This is a genomic window from Enterobacter sp. BNK-8 (assembly GCF_048685095.1).
Taxonomy (GTDB): domain Bacteria; phylum Pseudomonadota; class Gammaproteobacteria; order Enterobacterales; family Enterobacteriaceae; genus Enterobacter; species Enterobacter quasiroggenkampii.
In genome coordinates this window covers 79,951-94,573 of the sequence record NZ_JBLQTN010000002.1, presented here as the reverse complement: position 1 = coordinate 94,573, position 14,623 = coordinate 79,951, and the positions used below count along the sequence as shown (strand labels likewise).

The window sequence follows — 14,623 nt, the reverse complement described above, 5'->3', positions numbered from 1 at the left end:
GCGGTTATCCACAAAGGAAAGTATATACGCATATCACAGTCAACGGAAATACATACCCCAGTTAATACAATTGCATACCGCAATAGGTGATCCTGCACGCAACAGTCAACATACTACACACCATAGTTAATGAAGACAGTCTCCGAGCTCAGGCGCAGCGGGGCGCTGCACGATCCGGGGATCTCTTTTTGATCTCACTATGATCTCCTTAAGGATCAGTTATTGGATCGAAATATGGAATAACTGCCAGCATCCCGTACATATGGGCTACTGACATGACACAATACGAATCCTGGTACAACAACCCGGTAATACAATACCCGGAAAGGCAATAATCTTGACTGTGATATGCAGAAAAATGCATTCCATTCCCCTTCCCTGTTCCTGTTCTGCTTCATGCCGCAGTCAATAATCTACATACTGTAGTCAATTCCTCACCATTCAGAACCATCCGCTGGATCTTCGCTAGCTTCAGAGCGTCAGCCACACCTTGTAAGTACGCAGTAATTCCAATTCCTCGACGCATGCGCCTGCGTGCACATGTTTTCTGCGGCGAGCGGATAATATTGACTGAAGTATGCGGCAGACTTTCAGGTGGATGCTGAATTGAGCACGGCTACATTTTGATCAGCTTTGCAATTTTTAAGCTGGTTTGCATTTTTAATGTTGCTTTGCGCTTTTCATCAAGATTTAATAGATTAATGCAAAGATGATAACAAGGAACAGAGAATGGGACTGATGGAAACGCTTGACCAGTGTATTAAGGCCGGTCATGAAATGACGAAAGCTATCGCGATTGCACAGTTTAACGATGATAGTCCGGAAGCCAGGAAAATTACCCGTCGCTGGCGGGTGGGTGAGGCCGCCGATCTGATTGGCGTTTCTTCTCAGGCAATCCGTGATGCAGAAAAAGCAGGACGCCTTCCACATCCTGATATGGAAATGCGTGGACGGGTGGAGCAGCGGGTGGGCTACACCATTGAACAAATCAACCATATGCGGGATGTATTTGGCACTCGTCTGCGCCGTCCTGATGACAGCGTTCCGCCTGTCATTGCGGTGGCAGCACATAAAGGGGGGGTCTATAAGACATCGGTATCTGTCCACCTGGCACAGGATCTGGCGCTGAAAGGGCTGAGGGTACTGCTTGTCGAAGGGAATGATCCTCAGGGCACAGCCTCCATGTACCACGGCTGGGTCCCTGATTTGCATATCCATGCCGAAGACACACTGTTGCCTTTTTATCTCGGTGAGCGCGATGATGCAGCGTATGCGATCAAACCCACCTGCTGGCCGGGTCTCGACATCATTCCGTCATGCCTGGCTTTGCACCGCATTGAAACAGAGCTCATGGGAAGGTTTGACGACGGTAAACTCCCGACAGAACCCCATATGATGCTTCGTCTGGCCATCGAAACGGTGGCTCATGATTATGATGTAATTGTTATCGACAGTGCACCGAACCTCGGTATTGGTACCATCAATGTTGTCTGTGCTGCGGATGTACTCATCGTGCCAACGCCAGCAGAGTTATTCGATTACACCTCTGCCCTTCAGTTTTTTGACATGCTGCGCGATCTGTTAAAAAACGTGGACCTGCAGGGTTTTGAACCTGACGTCAGAATTCTTCTAACCAAGTACAGCAATAACAATGGCTCACAGTCACCCTGGATGGAAGAACAGATCCGCGATGCGTGGGGAAGCATGGTACTGAAAAACGTTGTACGCGAGACCGATGAAGTCGGTAAAGGTCAGATCCGTATGAGAACAGTGTTTGAGCAGGCTATCGATCAACGCTCGTCTACAGGAGCCTGGCGAAATGCGCTGGCTATCTGGGAGCCTGTCTGTAATGAAATTTTTGATCGCCTGATTAAACCTCGCTGGGAGATCAGATAATGAAACGTGCTCCAGTTATTCCAAAACATACCGTAAAAGATATTCGCCCCGAAACTGAGCCGTCAGCGGCACCCGCTGCACCGATGGTTGATTCATTAATTTCACGTGTTGGAGCCATGGCCCGCGGGAATGCCATTCTGCTTCCAGTTTGCGGCCGGGAAGTGAAATTTATTCTGGAAGCCATCCCAGGCGAGAGTGTTGAAACGGCATCGAGAGTCTGGTCAGGTAATGAACGTGACCAGGAACTACTGACCGAAGACGCGCTTGATGATCTGATCCCCTCTTTCATCCTGAGTGGTCAGCAGACACCTGCGTTCGGACGACGGGTAGAAGGTGTCATTGAGATTGCAGATGGTAGTCGCCGTCGTAAAGCCGCCATACTGACATCATCGGATTATCGTGTTCTCGTCGGGGATCTTGATGACGAACAGATGATGACTTTATCACGGCTGGGTAATGATTACCGCCCTGTCAGCGCTTATGAACGGGGCAAGCGCTATGCACAGCGGTTGGAAAATGATTTTAACGGCAATATCTCTGCTCTGGCTGAAGCTGAGAATATTTCCCGTAAAATCATCACGCGTTGCATCAACACGGCCCATTTGCCAAAATCAGTGGTTGCCCTGTTTACTCATCCTGGTGAACTTTCCGCCCGCTCTGGGGAGGCGCTGTACAAAGCATTTTCGGGAAAAGAAGCTTTATTGTTGCAACGGACACAACAGCTTCATGAGCAAAAGAAAGCGGGAGTTATCTTTGAATCCGAGGAAGTTATTGGTTTACTGACGGATGTTCTGAAAGAGCCATCAGGTAGAAAAGTTAACCTTAATACCCGTCATCAATTTGTACCTGGTGCGACAGCCCTATACAAAGGCGATAAGGTGATTTTTAATCTCGATAAATCTCGTTTGCCTGCCGAGTGTATCGAGAAGATAGAAAGCATACTGCGCGACTTACAAAAAGTTTAGCCTGTTTAATGATACAAGCGAGCGTTATCATTAATTTCCAATATCCTTAATGCGTTACATGCTGCTTCGGAATATATACATCCGGAGCAGCTATTCTCTGCACGATAGCCCTGTGTTGTTAAAAAGGTCTGATTTCTTCTCCCAACCTGATTGTTACCACAATCTAAGATTTAGTTCCTGCTACTTTTTCTTAACTAGTTCCATGGTTCACCCCTCAACCTGCATATCAGAACTCAGACGGTAACCTATCCCGGAATACTGATTCCACACATCGGATTTAACTGGGACCACGGTCCCTCCTCCTACCTGCGTGTCAGAACTCACCCGTCAACCCCGCCCTAAATGTCGATTCCACACACCGGATTTAACTGGGACCACGGTCCCACATCCTACTTGCGTGGCAGAACTCACCCGTCAACCCCACCGGGAATATCTATTCCACACGCCGGACTTAACTGGGACCATGGTCCCACATCCTACTTGCGTGGCAGAACTCACCCGTCAACCCCACCGGGAATATCTATTCCACACGCCGGACTTAACTGGGACCATGGTCCCACTCTGTTCAGCTGTTTATATCACAATACCGATTTTGAGATGTTACAGTGATTCCTGTATTCGGTGCGTAAGAAGATTATGTTCGTTTTGTTCCCTGGTGCTTCCTCGCTCACTCGCGGGCTTCGCCCTGTCGTTCGGCTGCGGCGAGCACTACTGGCTCTCTCTGAAAGGCGAAATTTAACTGATCCTCGCTATGGGGATATCTTTCCAGCGGGTGGTGTACGCAGGGGAGAGCATATCGCGTTTCATCTGCCATGCAGGCGCAATCCCTCGCCCGGCAAACCAGACCTGTCCCAGACCGGAATGATTAATGCCATCGAGAACCTTCATCAGCTCAGCGCTGTGAGGACGTGGAGGACGTTCGTCGAACAGCTGCAGCTGCGAAACGCCGGAGCCGGTGAAGTCATTCAGCATCACACCGGCTTTGGCATACCGGTGCCCATCCTTCCAGATACGCTCCAGAGCCGTTGTGGCGGCCGCAATGATGTCCCGGGTGTCCTGAGTGGGGGTAAGCAGTTTCTCCGTGGCCACGTTGCCGTAGTAAGGCTCTTTAACGGCGAACGGAGACGTTTTGATGAATACGGAAATATGCCGGCAGTACTGGCGCTCTTTACGCAGCTTTTCTGAGGCCCGTTCTGCGTACTGACAGACAGCCTGGCGCAGCGAATCGTATTCAGTGATCTTCTCGCCAAAACTGCGGCTGCAGACGATCTGTTGTTTAGTAGGCGGTGCTTCCTCAAGCGACATGCAGCTTTCCCCGTTCAGTTCGCGCACTGTTCGCTCGAGAACGACGGAGAAATTTTTCCGGATGAAGGCCGGATTCGTCAGGGCCAGATCGAGCGCGGTCCTGATGCCAAGAACATTGAGCTTGCGTGCAATACGGTTTCCCACGCCCCAGAACTCTTCGACCGGCTGCAGTGAAAGCAGTTTCCGCGTTCGCTGAGGATTCCCCGGGTCAGGGCGAGCACGCCACGAAACTGTTTCCACTCCTTTGAGGCCCACAGGGCTGATTTTGCCAGGGTTTTCGTCGGCCCGGCACCCACGCCGATGGTCAGACGGGTACAGTCATACACGTGCTGGCGCAGCTGCCGGCCGAAGTCCTCCAGGTCCATGCAGTGCTCAACGCCGGTCAGGTCGAGGAACATCTCGTCAATCGAATACTGTTCCACCCTGGGGGCCAGCTCCTCCAGGCAGCTCATCACGCGCGCTGACATCGAGGCATAAAGTTCATAGTTGCTTGAGAACGCGTATATTTTTTCCGGGTACTTTTCGTTTTTCATCTGAAACCACGGCGTGCCCATTTTGATCCAGGGCTTTGCCTCGGCACTTCTTGCGATGACGCAGCCATCGTTATTACTGAGCACCACAACCGGCTTTCCTTTCAAATCAGGGCGGAAAACACGTTCGCAGCTGGCATAAAAGCTGTTCACATCGGCCAGGGCAAACATCAGTACATCTCCCTCGGGCGGTGGATGATGTGCGTGACGACGCCAAAGATATCCAGATCGTCCGGGTCGGGATAAATCGGCGACCAGGCGGCGTTCATTGGCTGCAGCGTCAGTCGTGGCGTCAGCAGAAGCCGTTTAACCGTAAACTCCCCCTGCACGCTGGCCACAACAATATCGCCGTGCCGGGGCTTCTCTGCACTGTCCACAACCAGCAGATCGCCATTGTAAAGGCTGCCGTCGGACATACTGTCACCGCTGGCACGGAGATAGTAAGTCGCGCTCGGGTGCCGTATGCAGTAATCATGGAGATCCAGGTCGGACTCGACATAGTCCGCGGCAGGGCTGGGAAAACCGCAGCTGGCCAGGTCTGCAAACAACGGATAGGCCTGTGCCGGTAGTGCTTTCCCGGTGCTGAAAAGCTGCAGTTTCATCTTTCCTCCTGACGTCTAAATATACTGGTTATGCATACAGTATATTTAACAGCGTGAGGATAATCCAGATCACCTGCTTCATGAACAGGGTGGGTAACCTAAGTTACTCAAAATGTTATTTTATATCATTATGAGAAATTTGAATTACTCATAATGAGAAATAAGGCTTTTATTTTGCCATTTTGCTCTTATAATATGTATCAAATTGAGTTTAATTGAAGGAGCATAATGATGAATATTTACTGCGATGATGGTTCAACTAATGTTAAGCTGGCATGGTTTGAAGGAAACGAGCTGCAGACCCGGGTTTCAGCTAACTCCTTCCGGCATGGCTGGAAAGTGGCGGAATTCAGTGCCGCAACGTTCAACTATCAGGTGGGCACGCTGAAATACACCTGGGACAGCGTCAGCCGGGATGCCATCCCGACAACAAACGTGGAATACCAGTACGGTGATCTCAACCTGCTGGCCGTGCATCATGCCCTGCTGAACAGCGGACTTGAGCCGCAGCCGGTGAGCCTGACCGTGACGCTGCCCCTGAGCGAGTATTATGACGGGGACTGTCAGCGGAACGAGGAGAACATCCGACGCAAACGGGAAAACCTGATGCGTGAGCTGGTTCTGAATAAGGACAGGGCATTTACCGTAACGGACGTGAAGGTGATGCCGGAATCACTGCCGGCGGCGTTCTCCCGTCTCGCCGAGCTGAAGCCCGGTCCCGCTGAGACCACACTGATTATCGATCTCGGCGGAACCACGCTCGATGCCGGCGTGATTGTCGGACAGTTTGATGATATCAGTGCGGTACACGGCAATCCGTCTGTCGGCGTGTCACAGGTCACCCGCGCAGCTGCAGGCGCGCTGCGGGCTGCAGACAGCGAAACCAGCGCGCTTATTGCTGACACGGTCATCCGCAACCGCAATGATCGTCAGTATCTGCAGCGAGTGATCAACGATGCCGGAAAAATTGACGATGTTCTGAACAAAATTACAGAGGCAATCACTTCCCTGGGCGCGCGCGTCACCAGTGAGCTGACGGCCTTCAGGAACGTTAACCGGGTATTCCTGGTCGGGGGAGGGGCATCCCTCATTGAAGAGGCTATCCGTCAGGCCTGGCCTCTGGCTCCTGACCGTATCGAGGTTATCGGCGATCCGCAGCTGGCACTGGCCAGAGAGATTGCCCTTTACAATAAAGAGGACTAAACGTGCCGGACGGCCAGTATTCTTTCTATCTGCACAGCGACGATCGCACCGACATCGCGTCGATGGCGACCATCAGCACCATCTCACAGCCCCTGCGCGGTGATTTCATCCGGACCGCCGCCACCGCCGGGGCGGTGATGTACCAGACGGATGCCCGTTTACCGGCGCTGATCCCGGTGTTCTTTGACGGACATCTGAGCGCCATCCGGCTTTGTGCCGTGATGGCGCTGGTATCCGGCACCTGGTCTTCACTCTCAGGACTTTCTGATGAGCCTGATGGTGGCGTGGCGGCTCTGGCCATGTCACCTGAGACGCAATACCAGCGCCGGCGTTACACCCTGACGCTTCAGGATGACCGGAGCAGTGAAAGGGTTGAGCGTGTGCTGACGGGCGTGTCATCCCGCCTGCGCGGAGAGCTGCTGAGAAACCTGATTATCACCGGTCTGGCCCTGCATACGACCGCACCGGAGCTGCCGCGTCTGCTGGCCAGTATGCCGGTACCGCCCGGCACGGTCAGCGAGCTGCAGGTTCTGGTTCAGCAGATGGCTGGTACGGCTGACGTGAGTATGGCTGCAGTGCCGGAGAAACCAGCGGAGCCTGCCGCACCGGTATCCGCAGAAGCGACCAGCATAAAGAAAAATATGCGCCGGGCATTCGGAGACTAGAACATGTCAGTGATTAAACAAAAAGCAGTGCAGTGCATTCATAACTTTCTGCGCGGCCGGAACGTGCCTGAATCTCAGTGGCCGGAACGGGTCAAAAAGACCGGCAGGGGGATGATACTGGCAGGCGTGGCCGTCGTGGTTCCCGGCGTTCTGGTTGATAACATCTCCCTGCCGGTGACAATCGCGATGCAGGTCTGCTATGCCTCACTGATCGGCCTCGGGGTTCTCCTGGCGTTTGACGAGAAAAAACCAGAGGGGCGGGGATGAATATGAACATTAACCTGAAGGAAACAGTATGCAGCTTGAAGAACTGACAGGAGACGAACGTACGCTGGTCGTTGTGGCACTGCAGGCGTTGTTCCGCGAGAGATTAACCGCATCAAATGCCGTCTTTACGGTATGTAGCCTGTCCGGAAAAGAGCAGCCGCCGGAAGATATTTTTGGGCTGCGTGAAGTAGAGGATGCGCTGAGACGTATTGGTGCCGCTCCTGTGCGTTAAATCCGGCCCCGTACACTTCAGAAAAAAACGGCAGGGTGACATCTCATCCCTGCCGTCAAAACTAAACGCTTAATTTTTCGGCGATTATAATGCATTGTTTTGTGATGTAAATCACATATTAATTTAATGTGAAATTTTCCCTCCGTTTTATATCTCCCGTAAAAAATTACCCGCCGTGCCTTCACGCTAACCCGGCCGCTGCGGTCGCAAGGGTTCACGTTGTCTCCGTCCTTGTATGATCAGTATGACAATGAGAAACGTATACACTCATTGTGATTTACCTGATGTTGCAGCACGTTCTTCGTCCAGGGATATGAGCCCGAGGGTGAGCACCATTGCGCAACATCAGTCTCAGTATTAGCCCGAACAATTGCCTGGGCGTATAACGAGCCCGTATCTGCAAGGCAGGGAGAACTGAATATGAGTGATAAAACCATTGTTGGTATAGATGTAGCCAAGAACACTCTGGAAGTGTTTATCGACACTACCGGGCAGTTGCTACATCTGGAAAATTCAGCTTCGGGAGTTCATGAATTACAGAAAGCACTAAGAGGGCTTACTGTAGCTGGAGTCGTCATGGAAGCTACAAGTCGGTATCATTGTACTGCTGAATTAATGCTAAGTGCATCGGGTTTGCCAGTCGCTGTAATTAATCCTCGTCAGATAAAAAACTTTGCCAGAGCCATGGGTAGGGTGGCAAAGAGTGACCCAATCGACGCGAGAATTATCTGCGAATATGGTCGGCGCATGACCCCACAATTCAGGCCGATAAAAAGCGAGCAGCAACAGGATTTGGCCATACTGTTGATGCGTCGGCGTCAGCTGGTTCAGAACCGTGTAATGGAAACCAACCGTCTCAAGGAACTATGTGGTGTTTATATTGAGCAGGGAATCATGCGGCATATCAAATGGCTTGACGCTGAGATTGATATTCTGGATGCCGAGATTAAGCTACGGCTACGCCAGGATGATACTTTGGCTATGAAACGTAAGCTGCTTGACAAGGTAAAAGGTATAGGGCCAATAACACAGGCCACTCTTTTGATACAACTTCCGGAACTCGGCTCGCTTACGCGTCGACAGGTTTCAGCGCTGGTTGGGGTTTGTCCTTATGACAGGGACAGCGGACAACTCAGGGGAAAGAGGGCGATCTGGGGAGGGAGGTCAGGTCTGCGCGCGACTCTCTTTATGGCTATGCTTTCAGCAGTGCGTTTCAACCCCCAAATCAGGGCTTTTTACACTCGATTACTTGCAAGGGGAAAGCCCAAAAAGGTGGCTCTTACTGCTTGTATAAGAAAATTTATCACCATACTCAATGCAATGTTTCGGGATCAAAAAGACTGGATTTATGAGGGCGCTAACGGTCTAAACACTTAGTTATAAAATTTCTTACACTCGCCTGAGTCAGAACGATTTTATCAGGGGGATCCCTGAGAGTCCGCTTTGTGCCAGACTCGGAACTTGCTTATATCGTGCTATTTTAGTTTGTCGAGAGCATGTTATCCATTCCTCGCTCAAAGCGAACCATCCTGGATCCTTAGAGTGTTTTATTTTTTACATTAGACCCCAGCCGACGGTTCCGAAAATGCCGCTTCTGGTGAGTCGGCTAAGCTTATTGACCTGCCGGTTACTGCAGTCGTGCTGAAACACCGGCAACGCCGGGGGGAAGGGGGGACTAAGTATAATTACTGAGATGACTCTTATGTCTTGAATACACAGTCACTAATCTCACCTTTGATCAATGTCATTTTGTTCAATAGTTGATCTTCCTACAGAAGTCTGCAGTTAAATGTTCTTTTTCAGAGAACGTCTGGGAATTAATAAAAATTTGCTCTTCAGTTTAACGGGTGTCTGACTGACATTATTTTTGATTTGATAATAATATCAATTATTTAAATACAAATGAGTCGTTAATGAATTTCAGAACCTGTAATAATCACTGTCTTCTTGAACAGTATACTCTGACGTGATAGTTTCAAAATATTACTGTTATTTGGGACGAATCTCATGGCGACTTCTGTATTGGCTAACTGGCATGGTCATGATTATCAGGCTCGATATTTCTGGATTGAGGCATCCAGACTTAAAAATCCCGATCAGGGTTTCGTATCAGAAGTTTCCTATGAGGCCGACGGCCCTAAAGCTTTTGATGACGTAATTACACGTTATAACCCTCCCCGCCGCAGCACTGGGCCAGAACGAATTCAGGCCGATTACTATCAAATCAAATTTCACGTTACACAGGCTACAAGTTTTGGTTTTGAAGACCTGATTGACCCGGCCTTCATTGGCGCTAAGACCTTCTCAATTCTTGAAAGGCTACAAGAGGCAAAGAGCACTGCGCCTGCCAACTCTGCTTTTAATCTTGTCACGACAGATCGAATTATTGATGCAGACCCACTTGGTGAAATAATCAGCAATGTGGATGGCTCATTACGACTCGATAAACTGTTCGATGGCACGACTGACATTAGCCGAAAGGGAAAGGTTCGCAAGCTCTGGCGTGAACATCTCAAGCTCTCCACAGACCAAGAACTGGAGCTGGTGCTGACAGGGTTTTACATCCATCAGTCACAGCCCACACTTGAAGCGATGCGTGAAAAAGTTAATACCTGCTTCCAGATCATTGGCCTGATTACCTGCGAAACCAGTTCTGACTTTCGGTTCGATGCAGCTGCTCGTGCTTTACGCAGTCAGGGACGTTACCGATTTACACGTGAACAATTCACAGCCCTGTGCGTGGAAGAAAACTGGCTCAGGGCGGAACCACCTGAAAACTTCAGAAGTGTTGCGCTGCGCTCCTTCAGCGATGGGCCACTGGACATCATGGATGCGCTTCCGGAACACACACTATCTCTGCTTTCTCTCTTCGAAGGTCGATTTCCCTACCCAGGCATTGAGTGGAATGATGTTATTAAGCCCCAAGTAGAAACCTTCCTCACAGGTATAAGGCAGACGGAGCGTAAAGTTCGGCTGTATCTAAATACCCACAGCTCCATTGCAATGCTTGCCGGAAAATGTCTTGGTCACAAGTCAGGCGTAGAAATCGAACTGGTCCAGAAAGGGAGATCGGGCGACTCTATCTGGTCTGAATACGAACCCCACAACGAACCTGCTGCGGTTATCGAGATCGAGACTATCGGAACCGGAAGCGATGTTGCAGTAGTGCTCAGCATTGCGAGAAATGCGCTGCCAAAAGCGCAAGCTTACATACTCGCAAATCAGCCTGACATAGGACGGATCATTCATGTCACCCCTGCAAACGGATACGGGCAACGATCTGTGAAAAATGGTTCACATGCCGTAGCGCTTGCCGAACAAATATCCGATGCCGTCACGGATGCAAATTTACCGGTTGAGGCAAGCCTGCATATTTTCAGCGCTGCGCCAAATGCCGTTAATTTTTATCTTGGCCAGCACACCGATTTTCTGGGGACATGCGTCTTTTATGAGTTTGACTTTCAACGCCAACGAGATGGCTCCTACCTTCCTTCATTTAAGGTTTAATCATTATGGAACTTCAACCTCAGTTCAACGAATTTTTAGCAAATATCAGGCCGACTGATACACAGAAGGAAGACTGGAAAAGTGGTGCAAGGACACTGCGCGAGCGCCTGAAGAATTTCGAACTACTCAAGGAAATTGTCGTATCAACGTTCCTGCAGGGCAGCATTCGTCGTTCAACGGCAATCCGTCCGCTCGGTGATAAACGCCCTGACGTTGATATTGTCGTGGTTACCAATCTTGACCATACCTTGATGTCTCCCACTGATGCAATGGACCTGTTCATCCCATTCCTCGACAAGTATTACCCGGGTAAATGGGAAACTCAGGGGCGCTCTTTTGGTATTACCCTCTCCTATGTCGAACTGGACCTAGTGATCACCGCCATCCCTGAGTCAGGGGCAGAAAAAAAACATCTTGAGCAACTCTATAAGTCAGAGTCAGTTCTGACTGTTAACTCTCTGGAAGAGCAAACTGACTGGCGCCTGAATAAAAGCTGGTCCCCCAATACGGGATGGTTGTCTGAGAGCAGCAGCGCGCAGGTAGAGGACGCCCCCGCTTCAGAATGGAAAGCACACCCGTTAGTGCTACCTGACAGGGAAAAAAATGAGTGGGGCCGAACTCATCCTCTCGCGCAGATCAGATGGACCGCTGAGAAAAACCGCGTTTGCAACGGTCACTACATTAACCTTGTCAGGGCGGTGAAATGGTGGCGACAACAGAACAGCGAAAACCTGCCGAAATACCCTAAAGGCTATCCGCTGGAGCATCTGATTGGTAATGCGCTGAATAATGGAACCACCTCAATGGGCAAAGGTCTTGTTCAGCTTTTGGACACTTTTTTGTGCCGTTGGGCAGACATTTACAGCCAGAAAGGTAAGCCGTGTTTGCCAGATCACGGCGTTGAAGAGCATGACGTGATGGCGCGCTTATCAACCGACGATTTCTGTTCATTTTATGAGGGTATTGCGGGGGCGGCGGAAATTGCCCGTAACGCGCTGGCCTCTCAGGATCCTCAGGAAAGTGCAGAACTATGGCGTAAACTGTTCGGAGCCAAGTTTCCTTTACCCGGTCCTCAGGGCGGCGATCGCAATGGCGGATTTACAGTGCCAAGTAAACCAGCGGAACCACAGAAAACCGGGCGCTTCGCTTGAGTACAGTCATTCAGCAGGTGCCACGAGAGCTGCAGGCAGCGTTCACCCTTATCAATAATGATCCCAGGATGCGGACGAACAATTCCTGGGTGCTTTCTGCTGACAAGAGATGGTCGCTTAAATTCACCGCCAGGCTTTCCGTACCCGGCTCCAGCTTCATGCCAGACCACAGCGTCTGGCATCTGGTCCTCTGGCAGGAAGAGGCTCAGATACGCATAGAGGTCTATCCCGATAAATCGGAAGGTATATCTGCAACGTTTCAGCACCAAAACTACAACTTTTCGGATGCGTCTACCCGTGGATGGACATCAGGAAATCCGTGCCTTGAGAATACGCCCGCCGCATTTGGTCGTAACTTATGGGGGCAGGAACCCGAAGCATTACTCGACAGAATCAGATGGCGACTCAGCAGGCTGCTACTCTGGATTGATGCCGCTGCACAGGAAAAACTGGTTACAACCGGGGATGCTGTTGAACTCCCCGCCTTCCCCGGTCAGTCACCCTTTACTGTGATCGGCTTTAGCGAACAGACTGATGATCTCCCTTTCTGGACATCGAAAACAGGAGAATGGGGGTTTGCAAGCAGCACTGGATTGCCTGGTGCGAGCGGTACCCGCTTTTTGCGTGAGTTTTTTGATAACAAAGGAAAGCTAATCCGGACAACCAAATGGTCCCCGTTCATGCGCAGAGGCACGAGAACAACGAACGCTGTGTGGTCTGTTTTGCCTACACTCCCCGTTCTGGCTCCTTGGCAGGCACCCAGGACCTGGCAGGAGCTCAGCCATTGCTTCGCACAATGGGGGTTATCACTGCCGGACCTTTTTTCAGATATTGGGCGTTCTGTCAGAGCCCTGCGCAAGCAACGCGCGCCCGGATTACTCTTGCTGGGTTTTCCGCTGGAAAACAAAATTGGAGATGAGCCAGCGCGCATTCACTGGTTGGCGCTGTGTCTGACCGGTCTCAGTAATACGATGACAAAGCGCCCCGGATTCCGTCCAACGGAACGGAATCGCAGAGCCTGGGATCGCGAACAGCCACTTTCACAAGAGCCCATAAGGTGGGTGAGGACGCAAAACTGGGCTGCCGACCAGCTCAGAACACGTGGCGAAGCAGCCAACGACATTCGCAGTAAAAAGGTGCTGATAATCGGTGCAGGCTCACTGGGCAGTATGATTGCAGAAAACCTGATGCGCATTGGTGTTGTCAGCCTCGGCATTCTGGACGCAGACCTCCTACAGACCGGAAATCTTAGCCGTCATGCCCTGACAATGACGTCAGTTGGCCATAACAAAGCGGCCGCGCTGGTTGAGCATCTGAATCGTATTCTGCCTGACGCAAGTGCACGTTCATTCAGCTGCGCGTTTCCCCCTGAGAGTGAGGCCGCAAAAAACTCACTGCGTCAGTACGACGTGATCATTGATTGTACCGGTGATGATGGCGTTCTTAAGTCATTGGCGGCATTTGACTGGCAAGGTGAAAAAATATTTATCAGCCTGGCTATGACATGGCGGGCTGAAGGTTTATTTGCGTTTGCTGCCAGTGAAACAACGTTTCCGGTTACGGATGCTTCCAGCCGCTTCGACGCCTCGGCGTCACCTGAGATCAAGATAGATGAGGCGAGAATAGAAGGCATCGGGTGCTGGCATCCTGTATTTCCGGCCCGTGCCGATGACGTACAGTTATGGGCGGCCGTCGGTACAAAATTCATTTGCCGGGTGGTCAGTGCGCCAGGGAGAATCTATGAATATTTTAAGCAGATGCCTGATGGTACTGTTGAGAGAGAGCCGCATGAGTATTAAAGATGTGACTTTTTCGAGAGAGGGTGCGCTTTATACGGTCGTTATTAGCTCCTCAACCATTAAGCAAATGGTTTCCGAATGTCTTAAAGCTGGCGTAAATGAAACTGGTGGCATTCTGATTGGCTCATACAGCGAAGACAGTTCTAAGGCAATGATCGTGGAAGCTACGACCCGTCCAACGGATTCACTCGCTGGACGGACGACATTTCAACGGGGCGTCAGAGGGCTGAGGCCTTTACTTCATGCTCGATGGAAAACGGGATTGTATTATGTTGGTGAATGGCATTTTCATCCAGGAGGCTCACCCGAGCCAAGTGGCGATGACTTCAGGTCCATGATAAGCATTGCAGCGAACCCTGACTACCAGTGCTTGGAGCCTGTAATGATTATACTTGGAGGGGATCCGGCAGGCTCATACAGTCTGAGCGCCAGTGTATTCCCAAGGGGAGACGCCCCCATCAGACTGCGAGAGGTACTGATTTAATATCCGTCCCCTTTGTT

General features: G+C 50.8%; 12 protein-coding genes and 1 pseudogene. 11 read left to right on the top strand and 2 right to left on the bottom strand.

Translation table 11 applies throughout. The features are described 5' to 3' along the window. The first annotated feature begins 729 nt into the window (after positions 1 to 729). Together sopA and ACMGGU_RS23780 are read left to right on the top strand one after the other, a co-directional pair. Positions 730 to 1,896, top strand: coding sequence for a plasmid-partitioning protein SopA (gene sopA / locus ACMGGU_RS23785; RefSeq protein WP_420301028.1), 1,167 nt, complete (start codon positions 730 to 732; stop codon positions 1,894 to 1,896). Then, positions 1,896 to 2,861: a ParB/RepB/Spo0J family plasmid partition protein gene (locus ACMGGU_RS23780; RefSeq protein ID WP_420301027.1), complete on the top strand. Its 966-nt coding sequence runs from the start codon at positions 1,896 to 1,898 to the stop codon at positions 2,859 to 2,861. The genes sopA and ACMGGU_RS23780 overlap by 1 nt, the downstream gene beginning before the upstream one ends. Positions 2,862 to 3,596: 735 nt before the next feature. Here ACMGGU_RS23780 and ACMGGU_RS23775 read toward each other — a convergent pair. Together ACMGGU_RS23775 and umuD are read right to left on the bottom strand one after the other, a co-directional pair. Next, positions 3,597 to 4,867 (bottom strand): annotated as a pseudogene (locus ACMGGU_RS23775) (Y-family DNA polymerase). After that, positions 4,867 to 5,298, bottom strand: a complete 432-nt coding sequence (umuD, locus tag ACMGGU_RS23770) for a translesion error-prone DNA polymerase V autoproteolytic subunit (protein ID WP_256460515.1) — start codon at positions 5,296 to 5,298, stop codon at positions 4,867 to 4,869. The pseudogene ACMGGU_RS23775 and the gene umuD overlap by 1 nt, the downstream one beginning before the upstream one ends. A gap of 231 nt (positions 5,299 to 5,529) precedes the next feature. Here umuD and parM point away from each other — a divergent pair, with 231 nt between their 5' ends. The 9 genes from parM (at position 5,530) to ACMGGU_RS23725 (ending at position 14,606) form a co-directional block, all read left to right on the top strand. Beyond that, a complete protein-coding gene (gene parM, locus ACMGGU_RS23765; protein ID WP_420301041.1) occupies positions 5,530 to 6,501 on the top strand; it encodes a plasmid segregation protein ParM domain-containing protein in 972 nt (323 codons plus the stop codon). Between the two features lie 2 nt (positions 6,502 to 6,503). Then, positions 6,504 to 7,166: a plasmid partitioning/stability family protein gene (locus tag ACMGGU_RS23760; RefSeq protein ID WP_420301026.1), complete on the top strand. Its 663-nt coding sequence runs from the start codon at positions 6,504 to 6,506 to the stop codon at positions 7,164 to 7,166. Positions 7,167 to 7,169: 3 nt separating this feature from the next. Then, positions 7,170 to 7,433, top strand: a complete 264-nt coding sequence (locus ACMGGU_RS23755; protein ID WP_338235287.1) for a hypothetical protein — start codon at positions 7,170 to 7,172, stop codon at positions 7,431 to 7,433. A 28-nt stretch (positions 7,434 to 7,461) separates the two neighbouring features. Further along, on the top strand, positions 7,462 to 7,665 hold the full coding sequence (locus ACMGGU_RS23750; protein WP_338235285.1) for a hypothetical protein: 204 nt from the start codon (positions 7,462 to 7,464) through the stop codon (positions 7,663 to 7,665). Between the two features lie 420 nt (positions 7,666 to 8,085). Then, entirely contained in the window at positions 8,086 to 9,042 is a 957-nt protein-coding gene (locus tag ACMGGU_RS23745; RefSeq protein ID WP_420301025.1) for an IS110 family transposase, read from the top strand. 630 nt (positions 9,043 to 9,672) lie between these two features. Next, entirely contained in the window at positions 9,673 to 11,172 is a 1,500-nt protein-coding gene (locus tag ACMGGU_RS23740) for an SAVED domain-containing protein (protein WP_420301024.1), read from the top strand. 5 nt (positions 11,173 to 11,177) lie between these two features. Beyond that, complete coding sequence (locus ACMGGU_RS23735; protein ID WP_420301023.1) at positions 11,178 to 12,323, top strand: SMODS domain-containing nucleotidyltransferase; 1,146 nt, start codon at positions 11,178 to 11,180, stop codon at positions 12,321 to 12,323. Beyond that, the gene (locus tag ACMGGU_RS23730) at positions 12,320 to 14,122 is read left to right on the top strand and encodes a HesA/MoeB/ThiF family protein (protein ID WP_420301022.1); all 1,803 of its coding nucleotides are present in this window, start codon (positions 12,320 to 12,322) and stop codon (positions 14,120 to 14,122) included. The genes ACMGGU_RS23735 and ACMGGU_RS23730 overlap by 4 nt, the downstream gene beginning before the upstream one ends. After that, a complete protein-coding gene (locus ACMGGU_RS23725) occupies positions 14,064 to 14,606 on the top strand; it encodes a Mov34/MPN/PAD-1 family protein (protein WP_420301021.1) in 543 nt (180 codons plus the stop codon). The genes ACMGGU_RS23730 and ACMGGU_RS23725 overlap by 59 nt, the downstream gene beginning before the upstream one ends. The last annotated feature ends 17 nt before the right edge of the window (positions 14,607 to 14,623 follow it).